Origin of the sequence: Stakelama flava, assembly GCF_019351405.1 — a bacterium.
In the GTDB taxonomy this organism is placed as follows: domain Bacteria; phylum Pseudomonadota; class Alphaproteobacteria; order Sphingomonadales; family Sphingomonadaceae; genus Sphingomonas; species Sphingomonas flava_A.
Genome location: NZ_JAHWZX010000011.1, coordinates 74,605 through 92,161 on the forward strand (window position 1 = coordinate 74,605; position 17,557 = coordinate 92,161).

General features: G+C 59.9%; 10 protein-coding genes. 4 read left to right on the forward strand and 6 right to left on the reverse strand.

Features of this window, described 5'->3' with window-relative positions:
* The first annotated feature begins 567 nt into the window (after positions 1-567).
* Genes KY084_RS12200 through KY084_RS12210 form a run of 3 tightly spaced genes read left to right on the forward strand, consistent with a single transcriptional unit; the run spans position 568 to position 4,405 of the window.
* Positions 568-1,899: a dicarboxylate/amino acid:cation symporter gene (locus KY084_RS12200; protein ID WP_219238750.1), complete on the forward strand. Its 1,332-nt coding sequence runs from the start codon at positions 568-570 to the stop codon at positions 1,897-1,899.
* Positions 1,896-2,906: an alpha/beta hydrolase gene (locus KY084_RS12205; RefSeq protein ID WP_219238751.1), complete on the forward strand. Its 1,011-nt coding sequence runs from the start codon at positions 1,896-1,898 to the stop codon at positions 2,904-2,906. The genes KY084_RS12200 and KY084_RS12205 overlap by 4 nt, the downstream gene beginning before the upstream one ends.
* Positions 2,906-4,405 (forward strand): OprO/OprP family phosphate-selective porin, encoded by a 1,500-nt coding sequence (locus KY084_RS12210; RefSeq protein ID WP_219238752.1) that lies wholly within the window; start codon positions 2,906-2,908, stop codon positions 4,403-4,405. Before KY084_RS12205 ends, KY084_RS12210 begins: the two co-directional genes overlap by 1 nt.
* A 48-nt stretch (positions 4,406-4,453) precedes the next feature.
* On the opposite strand, the gene KY084_RS12215 is transcribed toward KY084_RS12210, so the two are convergent.
* The 5 genes from KY084_RS12215 to KY084_RS12235 all read right to left on the reverse strand — a co-directional run bounded on the left by KY084_RS12215 (position 4,454) and on the right by KY084_RS12235 (position 14,234).
* The gene (locus KY084_RS12215) at positions 4,454-5,821 is read right to left on the reverse strand and encodes a sigma-54-dependent transcriptional regulator (RefSeq protein ID WP_219238753.1); all 1,368 of its coding nucleotides are present in this window, start codon (positions 5,819-5,821) and stop codon (positions 4,454-4,456) included.
* On the reverse strand, positions 5,818-7,551 hold the full coding sequence (locus KY084_RS12220; RefSeq protein ID WP_219238754.1) for a sensor histidine kinase: 1,734 nt from the start codon (positions 7,549-7,551) through the stop codon (positions 5,818-5,820). Before KY084_RS12220 ends, KY084_RS12215 begins: the two co-directional genes overlap by 4 nt.
* A 111-nt stretch (positions 7,552-7,662) precedes the next feature.
* Positions 7,663-9,429, reverse strand: a complete 1,767-nt coding sequence (locus tag KY084_RS12225) for a DUF885 domain-containing protein (RefSeq protein WP_246587091.1) — start codon at positions 9,427-9,429, stop codon at positions 7,663-7,665.
* Positions 9,430-9,565: 136 nt separating this feature from the next.
* Positions 9,566-11,167: a DUF5597 domain-containing protein gene (locus tag KY084_RS12230; RefSeq protein ID WP_219238756.1), complete on the reverse strand. Its 1,602-nt coding sequence runs from the start codon at positions 11,165-11,167 to the stop codon at positions 9,566-9,568.
* An 88-nt stretch (positions 11,168-11,255) separates the two neighbouring features.
* On the reverse strand, positions 11,256-14,234 hold the full coding sequence (locus KY084_RS12235) for a TonB-dependent receptor domain-containing protein (RefSeq protein WP_246587092.1): 2,979 nt from the start codon (positions 14,232-14,234) through the stop codon (positions 11,256-11,258).
* Between the two features lie 232 nt (positions 14,235-14,466).
* Here KY084_RS12235 and KY084_RS12240 point away from each other — a divergent pair, with 232 nt between their 5' ends.
* Positions 14,467-16,797: a S9 family peptidase gene (locus KY084_RS12240; protein ID WP_246587093.1), complete on the forward strand. Its 2,331-nt coding sequence runs from the start codon at positions 14,467-14,469 to the stop codon at positions 16,795-16,797.
* 15 nt (positions 16,798-16,812) lie between these two features.
* Here KY084_RS12240 and KY084_RS12245 read toward each other — a convergent pair whose 3' ends face one another.
* On the reverse strand, positions 16,813-17,469 hold the full coding sequence (locus KY084_RS12245; RefSeq protein ID WP_219238757.1) for a GntR family transcriptional regulator: 657 nt from the start codon (positions 17,467-17,469) through the stop codon (positions 16,813-16,815).
* Positions 17,470-17,557 lie beyond the last annotated feature (88 nt).

Sequence of the window (17,557 nt, forward strand, 5' to 3'; positions counted from 1 at the left end):
TTTTGTCGACGGCGAAACATGCCCGCTTCAAACCGGTCGATGGTGCGCATGTCCGGGCCGCGGCGGCCAGCGGCGGACCAACCGGTCCCTGCGTCCCTCCCTGCATAGCCGACTCCGCCTATTGATCAACCATTCAATTCGGTTTGCTCATTTGCCTGAGCAATGTGTCAATCTTGCTACAGTCGGATTTCATCCCAATTTTTCGTGATTTCAAGAACTCGTCTTTCAACCGAAAGCGCCATTCATCGGCGTGACCCACAGAAATGAGGCAGAGAAACGCTGGCTGATTTGGGATTATTGAAGTGCTGTTCAATTATCGGGATCGAGCAGTCGCTGGCGCTCCATCCGCTGGCCAAACTCGATATTTGGAACGATAGGCCTGGAACGTGCGGAATTCCGCATGACCATGCGGAGATCGTGTCACGAACTCCGCACAATATTCAGGCGAAATTTCGCATAATACATTGATTAAAAGCTATTTTGTTTAATTTTGCAGGGCGACGACGTTTCGATCGATCCTTCCTGCACCAACACGGACCTTCAAAGTGTCCGGACGAGGGGAGAAGAATGACAAGCGTTGATACTCATGCGGCGGCGGATCGGCCCGCGCGCCTTCCCTGGTATCGCCACCTTTATATTCAGGTGCTGATCGCGATCATCATCGGTGCGCTGATTGGCAATTTCTGGCCTTCGGTCGGCGAATCGCTCAAGCCGCTGGGCGATGGTTTCATCAAGCTTGTGAAAATGGTCATTTCGCCGATCATTTTCCTTACCGTCGTAACCGGTATCGCGGGGATGGGCGAATTGCGCGGTGTCGGCCGCGTGGCGGGCAAGGCGTTCGCCTATTTCCTGTTTTTCTCCACACTGGCGCTGTTCATCGGTCTTGTGGTCGGTGAACTGGTTCAGCCGGGCGCTTCGATGAACGTCGATCCGGCGACGCTCAACAGCGATGCCATCGCGCATTATGCCAGCGAAGCGCACGAACAGACGATCAGCGGCTTCATACTGGCGATCATCCCCAATACGTTGATAAGCGCGCTGACCGACGGCAGCATCCTGCAAACGCTGTTCGTCGCCATTCTGGTCGGGATCACGCTGACGCTGATCGGCGCGCCGGGCAAGCCGGTACTTGCGGTCTTTGAATCGGCCAATGTTCTCGTCTTCCGGCTGGTCCATCTGCTGATGCTCGCCGCGCCCGTCGGCGCGTTCGGCGCGATCGCCTTTACCATCGGCAAATATGGCGTCGGCACGCTGTTCAGTCTCGCCGCGCTGGTCGGCACCTTTTACCTGACCTCGCTTCTGTTTGTGATCATCGTCCTCGGCACGGTGGCGCGGCTCGCCGGTTTTTCGATTTTTTCGCTGATTTCCTATCTGAAGGCCGAATTGCTGCTGGTGCTGGGAACCTCTTCTTCGGAAGCGGCGCTGCCCGCGTTGATGGAGAAGATGGAGGAGGCGGGGTGCGAACGCTCGGTCGTCGGTCTGGTCGTTCCGACCGGCTATTCCTTCAACCTCGACGGCACCAACATCTACATGACGCTTGCCTCGCTGTTCATCGCGCAGGCGACGGGCATTCACCTGTCGCTTGGCGAGGAAATGCTTCTGCTCGCCGTCGCGATGCTGAGTTCAAAGGGCGCGGCGGGAGTCACCGGGGCGGGGTTCATCACGCTGGCCGCGACATTGTCCGTGGTCCCGTCGCTGCCGGTGGCGGGCATGGCGCTGATCCTGGGTGTGGACCGCTTCATGAGCGAGTGCCGCAGCCTCACCAATTTCGTCGGTAACGCCGTTGCCTGTGTCGTCGTCGCGCGCTGGGAAAAAGCGCTCGACCATGACCAGTTGGCGCAAACGATCGGCGGCAAGGCCGGCCGTAACGGCCCGATAAAGCAGGGAGAGAAAGCATGAATTTGCGAAAGGCGGTGCTCGGCGCGCTCGCGGCGATTGCCGCATGTTTCGCCGCGCAAGGCGCAAGCGCGCAGACGGCAAGCGATGACGGCGCGAACGTCGTCAATCTGTGGCCGGGCGATGCGCCGGGGCGCGGCAAGCCGTCGGGGCCAGAGCATGTCGGCGTCGAGGGCGCGGCGCTGGGCGCGGTTTCCAATATCACCGTCCCGCGGATGAAGATTTACAGGCCCGCCAATCCCAATGGCACGGCGGTGCTCATCATGGGCGGCGGCGGATATTTTCGGATCCAGATCGCGCATGAAGCCATGCCCGCCGCGCGCTGGCTGATGGCGATGGGCGTGACGCCAGTGGTTCTGTATTACCGCCTGCCTGACGATGGCTGGTCCGCCGACGCGCCGATGCAGGACGCGCAGCGCGCGATGCGGCTGCTGCGTTCGAAAGCGGAAGAGCTTGGCATCGATCCCGGCGAAATCGGCGTAATGGGTTTTTCGGCCGGGGCACATCTCGCCGCGATGACCGAAACCACCTATGACAAGAAATGGTATAAGCCGGTCGATAGTGCCGACACGCTTTCGTCACGGCCGGACTTCGCCGCGCTTGTGTTCCCGGTCATCACCCTAAAAGCGCCCTACGACACGTCACGCAGCAAGACCGAGCTTGTCGGCGACAGCACTGATCCGGCGGTGCTCGAACCTTATTCGCCCGAACTGCACGTCACGAAGAATACGCCCCCGACCTTCCTCGCACAGGCCGAAGATGATCCGATTGCCGATCCGCATCACAGCATGATCATGTTCGACGCGCTGCAAAAGGCGGGCGCGCCGGCGGAACTGCATATTTTCCAGAATGGCGGGCATGGTTTCGGGCTTGGCGCGCCGGGGACGCTGCCATCGGCATGGCCGCGCCTGTTTACCGCATGGGCAAAGCATAACGGGTTTCTGGGCGCGCCCGCACGCGCCGACGGGGCAACGGACAATAACAACGAAGCCGACGAGGAGGAGGATTGATGTCCATACGGGGAAAACAGGCGCTGGCCATGGCGGTAAGCGCGATCGCGGTGGCGGCTGCCACGCCGGCGTCGGCGCAGGATTCAGCGGACGTGAAGGAACTGATTTCGCTGGTGAAGAAGCAACAGGCGCAAATCGCCGATCTTCAAGCGCGACTGGACCGGATGGAGGCGAAACAGGCCGGAGCACCGGTTGCCAGCGCCGCCGCCGCCCCGCCCGCCAAGGCGCCCACACAGGCCGAGCAGCAACAGGCGGCGATCGATGCCCAGGTGCAAAACGCAATCTCCGACAGCCAGTCGGGCGAGGTAGAGACGATCAAGGCGCAGCTTGCCCAGATGGCGGCGAATAATGAGCGCAGCGTCGATGTACGCTGGCGTTCGGGTGGCCCGGAATTCGAATCGAAAGACGGGTTTTTCACCTTTCGCCCGCGCGGCGATTTCCTTGCCGATTTCTCGACCACCTGGGGCTCGCAATTCGACGAGCGCAACATTACCGGCACTGAAATCCGCGATGTTCGCTTGGGAATGGAAGGATCGGTCGGAAAGATCGGGTACAAGGTCGATGTCGGCTTCGATCACAATGACGTGCACCTGAAAGAAGCGTACCTGTCCTATAACACCACGCTTTTCGGCAACACGACCGAATTTTATGCCGGTCAGCGGCTGGAGGATCGCTCGATCGACGGTTCGACCTCGAAGCGTCGTATTCCGTTCATGGAGCGTAACGCGGTTGCCGCCGTCGGCGCGCCAGAGGTCGGTTTCTTCAACATGGGTCTCCTCGCCAAGATGGTGGGGCCGAGCTGGCATATCTCGGTTTCGGCGAGCGGGGACGGCGCAGGCAATACCGGTGATGAATCCGACAGCTATGCGTTTTTCGTGCGCGGCCACTGGAACCCGGTCAAAAGCAATGCGGGGTTCGTCCATCTGGGCGCATGGGGCTGGACCGAATATCTGGGCTCGGACGCCGACAGCATCAACGAATTTCCTGATATCGCACAGCACTTCAATACAAACCTTCACGTATCGGCGAGTTCGATCGACGGCACTGTTCGCGACCACGCATATGGCGTGGAAGCGGGCGGGGTGTTCCACAATCTGTACGCTTTCGGCGAATATACCGATCGCTTCATCCGCGCGGTCGATGACCCCAGCGTGCATCACAAGGCCTATTCGGTTTATGGCGGCTGGATGATAACCGGCGAAGATCCGTCCTTTTCGACGCGATCGGGCATATGGGGATCGACCAAGGTAATTGATCCCGTCACTTCCGGGGGGACGGGGGCGTTCGAACTGGCCGGTCGCTATGATGATTATGATTTCAGCGATGAAGCCAGGGGCGGGATCGGCCATAGCTGGACGCTGGGCCTGAACTGGTATCTCAACAACTGGTCGCGGATCATGGTGAATTATGTCCGCTGGCACACCGACAATCAGGTCAGCGCCGAGAGCGGCCCCGACAATGGCAATTCGGTGGGCGTGCGGACGCAGGTTTCGTTCTGATCACCTGCGTGAATTTCCTGCCAAAACGATAGCGAGGGGAGGGCATCGTCAGTCGGTGTCCTCCCGCCTTCGCGTCGACTCTCCGCGATACCGGCCGGGATCGATGCCGTGTCTTGCCATCTTGTCGTACAGGGTTTTGCGCGGCAGTTGCAGCATCGCGGTAACCGCCTTGATATCGCCCCCACAATGATCGAGCGCTTCGCGGATAAGCGATGCTTCGAACCGCTCTACCCGCTCGGCAAGCGTCGGCTGCCCGTTCTCACCGACCGGTCCGGCATCGGGCCACAGCCCCAGCGCCGCGTTGAAGGCGAAGTTACGAAGCTCGCGTACATTGCCGGGCCAGTCATGTTCGATCAGATGACGCCGGATGGCGTCGTCGAGCATGAAATCGCGCTGCCCGGTCTGTTCGATCGCGGCGTCGAGGAAATGCGCGAACAACAGCGGAATATCCTCACGCCGGTCGCGAAGCGGCGGCACGCGCAACCGGGTGACGTTCAGACGGTAGAACAGGTCCTCGCGAAGCCGGCCTTCGCGTACCAGTTCCATCGCGTCGCCCTTGGCCGCGGCGACCACGCGCAGATCCACTGCTCGCGGCGCGCTGCCGCCCAGGGGCAGAACTTCGCGTTCTTCGAGCACGCGGAGCATTTTCGCCTGCACCGCCGGAGTCATAGAATCGATTTCATCGAGGAACAGGGTGCCGCCGTTCGATCGTTCGACATGCCCCTGCCGTTCCAGCCGCCCCTGTAACAGCACGCCCTGTTCGTGCCCGAACAGTTCCGCCTCCGCCACGCTTTCGGGCAGCGCCCCGCAATTGACCGCGACGAAGGGCTTTCCGCGACGCGGCCCCTGACGATGCAGCAGCAACGCAACCAGTTCCTTGCCGGTGCCGGTTTCGCCCTCGATCATCACGTCCAGGTCAGCGCGCGCGATCTGGCCGATCGTTTCACGAAGTCGCACCATCTGCCGCGTTTCGCCGATCAGCGGGCTGTCGCCATGATCGGCGGCGGCGCGCAATCGCCGGTTCTCCATCACCAGCGCCCGCGTTTGAAGCGCACGCCGCGCCGCGGCGACAAGCTGTTCGCTGGCAAAGGGTTTGGTCAAAAAGTCGAAAGCGCCGTCACGGATCGCGCCCACCGCCATCGGCACATCGGCGTGGCCGGTGATCAGGATGACGGGGATCGCCTCGTCCAGCGCGCGGATACGGGCGAAGAATTCCAGTCCGTCGATTCCCGGCATGCGGACATCGGTCACGACCACGCCCGTGAAATCGGCGTTGATTGTCCGCAACGCCGATTGCGCGTCGGCAAAGGCGCGCGTTTCCAGCCCCGCAAGATCGAGCGCCTGCACATTCGCTTCGCGAAGTTCCGCATTGTCGTCGATGAAGAAGACCATGCCTTCGCGGTCGGTGTCGGTCATGCCTGTTTCAGCCTCAGTTCGAATGCCGCGCCCCCTAGCGGAGACGGTATGATATACAGCTCGCCACCGAATTCACGGGCGATATCGCGCGCGATCCCCAGGCCGAGGCCAAGCCCCTTTGGCTTGGAGGTCACGAACGGAGTAAAGACATCGCTGGCGATTTCGGGGGCGATGCCCGGACCATTGTCTGCAACGATGATGGAAGGGGTGCCGGTGACGATAATCCGGATCACCGGCCCATTGGTCGTTTCCAGCGCCTGAATTGCGTTCTGGATCAGGTTGACCAATATCTGTTCCAGCCGGATCCGGTCGGCGGCAACGGCGATACTGGTGTCGGTATCGACCTGTTCCAGCGCGATCGACGCGCCCCGAACCGCGTCGCCGATCAGCAACAATGTTCCTTCCACCACTTCGCTCAACTGTACTGCGCCGATGGCGGGGGTGCCGCGCCGGGCGAATGCGCGCAATTCGGCGGTTATCGCGCCGATGCGCTGCGTCAGCGCCACGATATGGGCGATGTTGCCCGCGACCTTGTCCCGCGCGCCGCGATCGAGAAACGCTCGGGCATTCTCGGCAAAGGTGCGGATCGCGGCGACCGGCTGGTTGATCTCGTGCGCAACGCCGGCGGTAATCTGACCGATCGAACCGAGCCGGTTGGCCTGTGCCAGTTCCTCGCGCGCCAGACGATAGCGGTGATCGGCTCGTGCCCGTTCGCGCGACTCCGCTCGCAACTGGTCGTTTGTCTCGGTCAGTTCGCGGGTGCGAAGCGCCACCTGTTGCTCCAGCGCCTGACGCGCGGCGCGTTGCAGCGATCGCCGCTCATGGGCGCGGAAAACCAATCCCGCCACAAGAAGCGCGGCTGCAAAGGCGATTCCCAAGGCAAGCCGGGCGAGCGCATGCGCCGAACGCTTCTCCCGGTCGAGCGGCTGATAATTGATCAAACGCCCGTCGAGCAGTGGTACAGAAACCTGCGACGCCATATAGGCATGATCGCCTATACGGGTTTCGCCGTTGCCGTTTGTGGCGATGTCGAGCGGCGGCCCCGCTCCTTCGCCGAACTGGCGGGTCCTGCGGATGATCGACCGGACGGGTTCGGACAGCGGCGTCAGCGAACGGAAGTGCCAGTCCGGGCGGCTGGCGATGATGACCACGCCATGATTGTCGGCGACTGCGGTGATGCCCGGCTGTGCGGCCCATATCGCTTCGAGTGCCGCGAACTCCACCTTTACCACCAGAACGCCCAGCGGACGCTTTCCGTGATCAACGCGGGCCGCGATATACAGACCGGCGCGGCGGCTGACCGTGCCGAGCGCGAATAATTGCGCGCCGCCGCTTTGCATCGCGCGTTTGAAATAGGGCCGAAAGCCGTAATTCTGCCCGACGAAGCTGTCGGGAGAACCTGCATTGCTGGCCGCGATGGTCATTCCCGTCCGATCGATCAGGTAGATCGCCGCGGCATCAGTGCGTCTTGCAAGGCTGGACAGCGTGTCGTTCAGCCGGGCTATCCGGTCGGGGCGGTGCTGCTGAAGCACTTCGGTCACATCGGGATATTCAGGTATCACGACGGGCAGAAGCTGAAATTTCTGCAACTCGCTGCCAAGCAGGCCCGCACGCAGGATCGCCGCCTGATGCGCGCTTTGTTCAGCCCTTTCGCGCGCCCGCTGATCCGCCCATCGATCGGAAAGCCATGCCAGACCGGACAGCGCGATCAGCGCGGCTGCAAGCGACAATAAGAGGATTCGGCGGTCGCGCGTCACGGTATGACGATAGGATGTCGCGCCGGGAAGGGGAACCGCGCGCGATCCGAATCGCCCATCGGCTTCAGAAAATCGGACTCTCGATCATTCCTCGTCCGGATAGGGACCGACGCCGCCGGATGCGATAAACCTGTCGATATGCTCGTTCAGGACGGGCAGGGGGACCGATCCAAGTTCGAGCACCGCATCGTGAAAGGCGCGGATATTGAATTTCGGGCCAAGCGCCTTTTCCGCCTTGGCACGATCCTGACGGATGGCCATTTCGCCGAGATAATAAGACAGTGCCTGGCCGGGCCATGCGATATACCGGTCGACCTCGGTCTTTATCTCATGATCGGCAAGGGCGGTGTTGTCGTGCAGATATTGCTGCGCCTGTTCGCGGCTCCAGCCCATCGAATGAATACCGGTATCGACGACCAGTCGGGCGGCGCGCCACATCTGATAGCTCAACATTCCGAACCGTTGATAGGGCGTCTTGTAAATCCCCATTTCCTGTCCGAGCCATTCGCAATAAAGCGCCCAGCCTTCGCCATATGCGGAAATATAGCTGTTCTGGCGAAAAGCGGGCAAATCCTTGTTTTCGGCAGCCAGCGGCATTTGAAAAGCATGGCCCGGCGCGCTTTCATGCAGAGTCAGCGCCGGCAGCGAATATAGCGGACGGGACGGGAGGTCATAGGTGTTGACCAGATAGATACCCGGCCCGCCGCGCCCGCCAGTATAATAAGGAGCGATATCGGCAGGCACCGGCACGATCGCGAAGCGGCTTCGCGGCAGGCGCCCTATCCATTTGCTCGCTACGCCATCGAATTCCTTTGCGATCCATGCGGCATCCTTCAACAGCTCTTCGGGCGTCTTGGCGTAGAATTGCGGGTCGGTGCGCAGAAATTGGAGGAATTCAGGCAAGGTGCCGGTAAATCCGGCATCCTTCATCGTCTTCAGCATTTCGGCATGTATTTCAGCGACCTGATCCACCCCGATCTGGTGAATTTGCTCCGGCGTCAGGTCGAGCGTCGTGAACTCCCTGATCTTCGCACGGTAATAGGCTTTTCCATCCGGAAGGTCCGCCGCTGAAATCGATGGCTGCGCATTGGGGATATATTCATCGCGTAGAAAGGCGAGCAGCTTTTTATGCGCCGGGATCACCGATTGGCGAATTGCCCTTGCCGCCGCTTCGCGCAGTTCCGTCTTGTCAGCATCCGGAATGCTGCCCGGCATGGTTTCGAACGGTTTGTAAAATACGCTGTCTTCCGGCTTGTCGATGTCGATGACGGAGCTGACGGTGTCGTCGCGTCCCTGCAACGTGATCTTCGGGGGCGTGAAACCGCGCGTCAGGCCGGCGCGCATATTGGCGATCTGCTGATCGAAATAGCGCGGCATGTCACCAAGCTGGGCGATATAGTTTCGATAATCCTGTTCATCGGCGAACGATTTGCGCGCCGTTCCCGCAAGGTTGCCCCAAAAGGAGGTGTCCGACGTTAACGGCCGCTGATAATCCTTGAACTTCTGCTGATTGATGAGGACGTCGATCTGCGCCTTATATACATCGTAGTTAATCTGGTTTTCGGGCGACAGCGCGCTTCTATCAATCGCGTCCAGCGCCTTGGCCACGCTTTCCCATTTCGTCAGTCGCGCCTGCTGCGCCTCTGGAGAGACGTCGGGCAGTTCAGCGCTGATTTTCGATCCGGCGCTATCCTCATCATCGGCAAGCTGGGTCTGTCGCCAGCTCCATTCGGCCGAATAGATTTTCCTGAACGTGATATCAGCCGCGGCTTCGGCTCTCGAACCGCTGCATGCGCAAGCGGGTTCGTCCTGTGCCGCGTGCGACGCGGCCCATGCATGGTGGCTCGTCATTGCCAATATGCCTGCGGCTCCGAGTAGAATTGATCGGCGCATGAAACGTGCCCCCTATTCAGCGCGTGATAGTATATCGTATAATTATAATTTGGAATGTTTGCAAGTGCGGCGTTTACGATGGCGGCGAACGCCTTCAAAACGTGCCGACCTTTACCCGCACAAGCGCGGGTTCCTTGTGAAAATTGATGCCGTAATCGACTTCGTCTCCGTTCAGCCATCGGTGCGTTTGCCAACTGCCATGTTCAAAGCGCCCTTCCTCGACGCGGATCAGCTGACCGTGCTTGCCATCCTGGAGCGTACGCTCGAAAGCGGCGCGCACATCCACGCCGCTGAGAAGGAACTGATCGTTGCCAAGCCGGATCACGAACGCGCGTCCGTCAACATCAGGCGAATTCGGCAAAATAGCAGGGGAACTTCCCCATGGCGGAGGACCAAAGGACAGGGTGACGCGCCAGTCACCGAAATCAAGCGTTTGCCGCGGCTGTCCCGGCGTTTCGATTGCGGCTTTCAGACGTCCGTCGGCGATCGATCGCGCCACCACCGTGTCGATTGAAGCGAGCAGCGAATAATTGCGGGCATGGGCGGCCACCGTCGCGCTTTGCGTGTCGGAGGGCGGGTTATCGATTCCGAAGAGCGAAAAGCCGATCCCGCCATGCGCGAGAACTTCATAAAGCAGCGGAGCCGTACCGGGTTCGAAGCCGGTTTCCGAAATCCATGTCGGATTGTCCGGCCGGTGATATTGGCCAAGTACTTTGCGAAATTCGGCGGCGTCGGTCGTGTAAAGATCGGTGCCGACGAAATCGATTGCCGGACTGACTGATCGCCACACATCGAAGACGTTGTAGGTGGGGCCGCCGCTGGGATAGTCCATCCCCGGATATTTCTTGTCCTTGTAGCGCAGCCAGCAATTCACATACATCGGCAGCGGATAGATTTGCTTGCCCGCCTGCGCCACCGAATTGATGTAGCGGGCGGTGCTCCACGCGTTGAACATCTCCTCCGCATCGACGCCGAAGACATCGCGCCACGAACCCGATGATCGGCCGGTTCGTGCCAGTACGTCGGCGGGAACCGGAGCGGCAAAGGCTTTGTCGGCGGCGGGTTGATGATCGCGAACCGCGCCGAAAGTGCCCGGTTCGTTTTCTACCTGAACCAGAATGACCGTATGGGCGTCGCCGTCCACTTTCTTCAAATGCCGCATCAACGCGCTGAATGCCCTGCGGTCGGCATTCAGATTGGCCGGGGCGAAGGTCGACAGATTGTCGAGCGGAAGGCCGTGTTCATCCAGTTGCCGCGGATAGGTTTCAGGATCGCTCTTCACCCATTCCGGCGCATATTGCATCTGCCCATTCTTCCAGCTGGCGAACCATAGAAGGATCAGGCGCTTGTCGGTTGCGCGCGCTTTCGCGATCAGCGCATCGACGTTGCGCGTATCATATTGTCCGGGGCGCGCTTCGAACTGTTCCCAATATACCGGCGCTTCGACCGTGTTGGCGGAAAGCGCATCGATCGATTGCCACGCTGAATCGAGCATTTGCGGCCATGCGCTGGAATTGTGCAATTGCGCTGCCAGAATGAAGAAGGGTTCGCCGTCGACGATCAGTGAATAGCGTCCCTGATGCTGAATCAGCTGCGGCAGGGAATATGTTGTCGGCGCGCTTGCGGCGGCGAGCGGCACGGCAACCGAGAGCGAGAGCGCCGCGATCGCATGCGACAGGGATCGGAACAGCAACATCGTGCTTCCTCGATTCAATATGGGATCGTGCGGGGCAGCTGCGACACAAGCGAAAGGGGCGGCGCCAGGCGCCACCCCCTCCCGTCCATCAGAAGTCAGCCGTCACTCCGACGAAGATCTTGCGGCCCAGCGCATCGTAGAAGCCGGGGAAGGTGTTGCCGTTGCCATACACGCTGTTGAGCCCTTCATAGAGCGCGGGCGGATCGCGATCGAACAGGTTATTGATGCCGGCGCGCATCATGATGCCGTCATACAGCTTCACGGTGCCCGCAAGATCGAAATAGTCATAGGCTCCGATTTTCGCCCCATAGACATAGGTGGTGCCGGCCAGGAGCGAATTTTCCTGATTGTTGGTCAGTTCGACCGGTCCCTTGTGCCGCCAGTTGATCGACAGGGTGGCGGGTGCCCAGGGCAGCTGCCAGGTGGTCCGGAAGGTATGCCGCCAGTGCGGGTTTGGCTGCCCGCAACTCGGTCCGTACAGCCCGGCGCAGTCATAGGTGCCCAGACCGGGAAGCGGCTCCGTCGTCTGGTGCAGAAGATAGCTGCCGACCAGATTGAAGTTCAGCTTGCCCGCGCTGCCGATATCCAGCGTATAGCTGCCGTTGATATCGATACCGTTGGTTTTCAGATACCCGGTATTCTGTGTGGTTGCGACGACATAGCCATCGGTGCCGAACAGGACTCCCGATTGCGGGTCGCGGTGGAACAGGGAACAGAAAAAGCTGTTTCCCGCGATGCACTGTTTGATGATCAGCGTGGCGTCGATCGATGCGATATAGCCATTGACCTTGATATCGTAATAGTCGGCGGACAGCGACAGGGACGGTGCAAAGGACGGCGTTATTACTGCCCCGATCGTGTAGGTATCGGCCTTTTCGGGTTTCAGGTCGGGATTGCCGCCATATTGCTCCACGCATTGCTGCGCCGGACATTCCGGTATGCTGCCATATTGTGAAGCCGTGACTCCACTTGCCTCGCACGCTTCCAGGCCGGCGCTGGGGTCGGACCCCGCGCACGGATCGCTGGCCGATACATTGCCCAGTCCCTGCGACTGGAACAGTTCGGCGATGTTCGGCGCACGAATGGCGCGGTTATAGCTTGCCCGGAACCGTATATCGCTGGTGGGCGCATAGTTGAGTTCGAGCTTGTAGGTCGACGCTTCGTAATGCGACTTTGAATCTATGCCGGTATTGGTATAGCCCGAATAGCGAAAACCGCCGTCGATGCCGAGCATGTGCGCAAAGGGTTTATCCTGAATGATCGGCAGGTCGATTTCGGCGAAACCTTCGGTAACGTCGATCGTGCCGTGAGAATTTTCATACCCCTTTGACAGCGCGACTTCGTCGGCCTGAAAATCCAGATACTCTTCGCGATGTTCGACGCCGATTGCGACGCCCAGCCCCTGTGACGCCCAGGGCGTGACAATCCCATAGCTGGTCAGGTCGGCGTTGACGCTGCCGTTCAGAACCAGTTCGCGGTTCACGCTGCGAGTATAGCTCGGCACGTAGAGATAGTTGAAGGCCGCTTCCGAAATGGTGCCATAGCCAAAAACGTCCACCGGGACGCAATCGGGATCAGTGCCATCGATAACGGACTGACAGGTAGGTGTGCCGTCGACATCGACAACCTGAAGCGCCCGCGCGGCTCGGGTCTGGTCAATATCGTTCTTGTAGCTTTCTTCAAAAATCACCTCCGACCGCAAGGCGCTGACGTCATAGGTGATGTCGTGCGCCAGCGTGCCGCGCAGACCGGCAGTGAAGCGGAAATCGGTGTGGCGAAGGTCGTCGCGCCGCGGAAGTGCGCTGCCCGCCGTGGGGCGATAGCCGATGAAGACGTTTTCATCGGTGGAGGTGCCCGCCGCGTCGCCGCAAAGCGTTTCAGCCTGCGACGTGCTCATTAACGGGTTATCGCAATTGATGGCGAAGGTCGTTCCCTGCCAGATGGCCGACGGTGCCACTTGCGACCATGTATGATCTTCCATGAACATCGCGCTGCCGTATAGCGTAACGAGATCGGAGACGTCGTAATGCGCGAACGCACCCGCAGTATAGCGGTTGTCGGATCGCTGGAAGTAATTGGTCGGCGCATAGTTATAGGCGTAGGAACTGTCATACGTCGACCAGGTCTTCGACCCGTCTTTGGCATTCACCAGTGTCTGCCCCTGATTGGGGCCGCTGAGCAGGGTGAAAAGACCATATTGGTTGTTGCTCGAACCGCCGCAGCGAAGCGTGCTGTTGGCATCGTCATTGGGATCGATCGCACAGGCCGAAACGTCACGTGAGGATTCGAGAATTGGATTGGAATGCCGGTTGCCGATGAACATCGTAACGTTACCGCGATGGTCGGCGAAATCGGTGCCGATCGCGGCATTGATTTCATAGGTTGCGCCGTCCGCGACATTTTTCGGCGCGACATCATAGCCACTGCTTGAGACAAGATCGCGCAGTGTATCGTTGTCATTGGTGTGCTGGAAAAAACCAAAGGTGCTGTCCAGCCGGACGCCATTCAGATTGTTCTTCAGCACGAAATTGACGACGCCCGACACCGCGTCGGCGCCGTATACCGCCGATGCGCCACCGGTCAGCACATCCACGCGATCGATCAGCGATGTCGGCACGAAATTGAGGTCGATCGCCTGGGTCGGCAGCAGTCGCTTGCCGTCGAGCAGGGTTAGTACCCGGTTTGAACCCAGATTGCGTAAGTTGATGTTCGCGGTGCCGTCCGATCCGTTGGAGACGTTCGCGTTCGCATCGGGCGTGAATTGCGGAAGCTGGTTGAGCGTGTCCTCAACCGCAGTCGATCCCTGATACTGAAATTCCTGATTATCGACGACCGTTATCGGGCTGTTGCTTTCAAGATTCGGTCTGCGGATCAAAGTGCCGGTGACGATGAGGTCCTGGGTCTCGTCGCTGGTAACCGTCTCGGCCGATGCGCTTCCAACCGGGGCTGCCTGCTGAATATTGTCATCGTCGCTTTGCGCATATGCCGGTGAGCACAGCAGCATAGCCGAAAGCGAAACCCCAGCAGAGCCGAGCAGCGCCGCCTTATTCTTTGATGATAGGATCATTTCAAAACCCCCTGTGGCTTTCGTTCCCCACAGGCACAAAATCACGATTCGCAAAAACTATCAAACAAATTATACGATATCCGATATATCAAAGCTCCAGATGGACGACCGATCGTTCAGTGGCTCTGCGGAGCAAGATGCAGAAGGAGATGCGTCAAAACGGCCGTACCGGCCTTTTCGGATCGCGGTTTATCAGTATACCGTATATCATCGAAGGGCGGCAGGGGCAGAAATGATGGCGCGAATAGTTTCTTATGTGACCGGCATATTGGCATTTGTGCTTTCGAGTCCGATCTGCGCACTGGCTCAGACCCCCGCCCCCGACCAGTATCGCGATGCACTGACCCTGCGCGATCAATGGCAATATCTCACGCGCGACCTTCCCTTTCCGGCTGACTGGGTGGATGGCACGCATGATTTCGTGTTTCGCAAAACGGTAGCCGGTGGGTTTGCCTTTATCCGCGAAGATGCCGATAGTGGAGAGTCTAAACCTGCGTTCGACCAGGCGGCGGTGGCCGCTGCATTGGGCGACGCGATGGGGGAAAGCTATGCCGCATTACGGCTTCCCTTCGACAGCTTTCGCTATAGCGAGGATGGCGATGCGATCCTTTTCGATATTCACTACGCCCCCTGGCGCTGTTCGCTGAGGGGCAGGGGGTGTGCAGCCATTGATCCCAAGGGTCGGCCCAGCGGCTTCGGCGTCGTACGCGACCTTCGTGTGCCGTCCGACAACACGCCGCACATTTCGCCGGACGGAAAATGGGAGGCGCTGGTACAGGGCTTTAATCTGGCGGTCCAGCCTGCGGGAGGCGGCCCCGTGACGATGCTCAGCAGCGACGGCAGCGAAGGCAATTTTTATGATCCGAAAACGATTCACTGGGCGCCCGATTCGCGAAAAATCGTCGTCGAAAGGGTGCGGCCGGGCTTCGCGCGCTACGTCACGCGTGTCGCTTCGTCGCCCGACGACCGCCTGCAACCCGAAATCCGCCACCAGCTTTATCCCAAACCAGGCGATGCGATCGATGTCGAGCAACCGGTATTGTTTCACACGGCCACACAGGGCGGCTGGCAACAGGTTGCGGTTGATCCGGCGTTGTTTCCAAATCCCTATCAGCTTACCGACCTTCACTGGCGCGCGGACAGTGGCAGCTTCGCGTTCGAATATACCCGGCGCGGCCATCAACAGGCAAAGATCATCGCAGTGGACGCCGAAAGCGGGGCGGCGCGAGCAATCGTGTCGGAAACCGCAAAAACCTTCATCTGGCAGGATCGCGGATATTGGCACGATGTCGGGGATCATGGCGCCGAACTGATCTGGTTGTCCGAACGCGACGGCTGGGCGCATCTGTACCTGTACGATGGCGAAAGCGGGAAGGTGAAGAACCGCATCACCAGCGGCGACTGGCCAGTGCGCTCCGTGCTTCGTGTCGACGACAAAAAGCGCCAGATATGGTTCGCGGCGAGCGGTATGGACAGCGACGAGGACCCGTATTTCGTCCATTATTACCGGATCAATTTCGACGGCAGCGGGCTGACCGCGTTGACGCCTAAGCATGCGTCGCACGACGTCGCCTTTTCATCCGACATGCAATATTATGTCGACACCTATTCACGCGTGGACCTGCCCAATATCGCCGAACTTCACCGGACGAGCGACGGCGCGCTGATCCGGACGGTCGCCAAAGGGAATATTTCGCGATTGCTTGCCGCCGGATATAAAATCCCTCAGCCGTTTGTCGCGAAAGGACGTGACGGCACCACCAATATCTGGGGGCTGATCGTAAAGCCGCGCAATTTCGATCCCGGCAGGAAATATCCGGTGATCGAAAACATCTATGCCGGTCCGCACGACAGTTTCGTGCCGAAGACCTTCTGGCCGTTCGGCTATCATTCGGGCGGCGACAAGGTGATCGGCATGCAGGGCCAGGCCGATATGGGCTTCATCGTCGTTCAGATCGACGGCATGGGGACCGCCAACCGTTCAAAGGCGTTCCAGGACGTGGCGTGGAAGAACCTGGCCGATTCGGGTTTTCCCGATCGGATCGCATGGCACAAGGCGGCGGCCGCCCGATATCCGTGGTACGATATCGCCGATGGCGTCGGTATCTATGGCGGGTCGGCGGGGGGACAAAGCACGGCGGCGGCGCTGCTGTTCCACCCCGAATTCTATACCGTCGGGGTGGCCTATGCCGGTTGCTACGACAACCGGATGGACAAGATCAGCTGGAACGAACAATGGCTCGGCTGGCCGGTGGACGACAGCTATCTTCGTTCTTCCGAGGTGATGAACGCGGCGAAGCTCAAGGGTAACCTGCTGATAATCTTCGGTGAGCAGGACAGCAATGTGGACCCGTCGTCATCGTTGCAGCTCGTCGATGCGCTGATCAAGGCGCACAAGGATTTCGACCTTCTCGAAGTGCCGGGGGGCGAACATACGACCGGTCGTTCGACCGGACCGATCCTGTATGCACAGCGGCGCCAATACGATTTTTTCGTCCGCCATCTTCGCCATGTACCGACGCCGGACTGGAACAGCATGCCCGATATTCTCCCGGCACCATAGGCGGGCGGGGAGCGCTTATTCGGCGTTAGCCCCAAGCTGACGCCGAAGGTCCTCCAGCGTATTCTGGACATGCGCGTGCATGCTTTGCGCAACACCGTCCTCATCACGCGCAAGCCAGCGCTGCAGCAGTTCGGCATGTTCTTCATTGGCGCGCTCATCCCGGCCTAAAGGTTCCAGATGCTTGCGGACATACCGGTCGCTCAGGACGTGCAGGCGTTCGAGCAATTGCGTCGTGATCGACCGGCCGGCAGGGCGGATCAGCGCAAGGTGGAAGGCGCGGTTTGCGGCACCCACACCCTCTCCATTATGTTTCGTCATGGTGTCGAGCGCGTCGAGCGCGGCCGACGCCTTTTGCCGCTCCTCTTCCCCGGCGCGGCTGGCGGCAAGTGCCGCTGCATCGGGTTCCAGCTTCAGGCGCAGCGCATAGACCTCCTCGGCCTCTTCGGTCGAGAGCGGGCGGACGAAAAACCCGCGATTGGCCTGCGATCGCACCAGCCCTTCCTGTTCCAGCCGGGTCAGCGCCTCACGCAACGGAATCTTGCTTACCCCCAGTTCGGCGGCAAGGGCGTCCTGTCGAATCGCCCGGTCGACCGGAACCAACCCCGCCAGAATGCGGTCGCGAACCAGGTCGACGAGTTGATCGGGAAGCGTGCGAATGACGATGCTGTTCATGACTGCCAGACCTTCGGAATATTGTTATTGGTATACAATATGCCGCAATAAGGCCCGATTGCGAAATTGCTATCGCCATGGGCTCTAT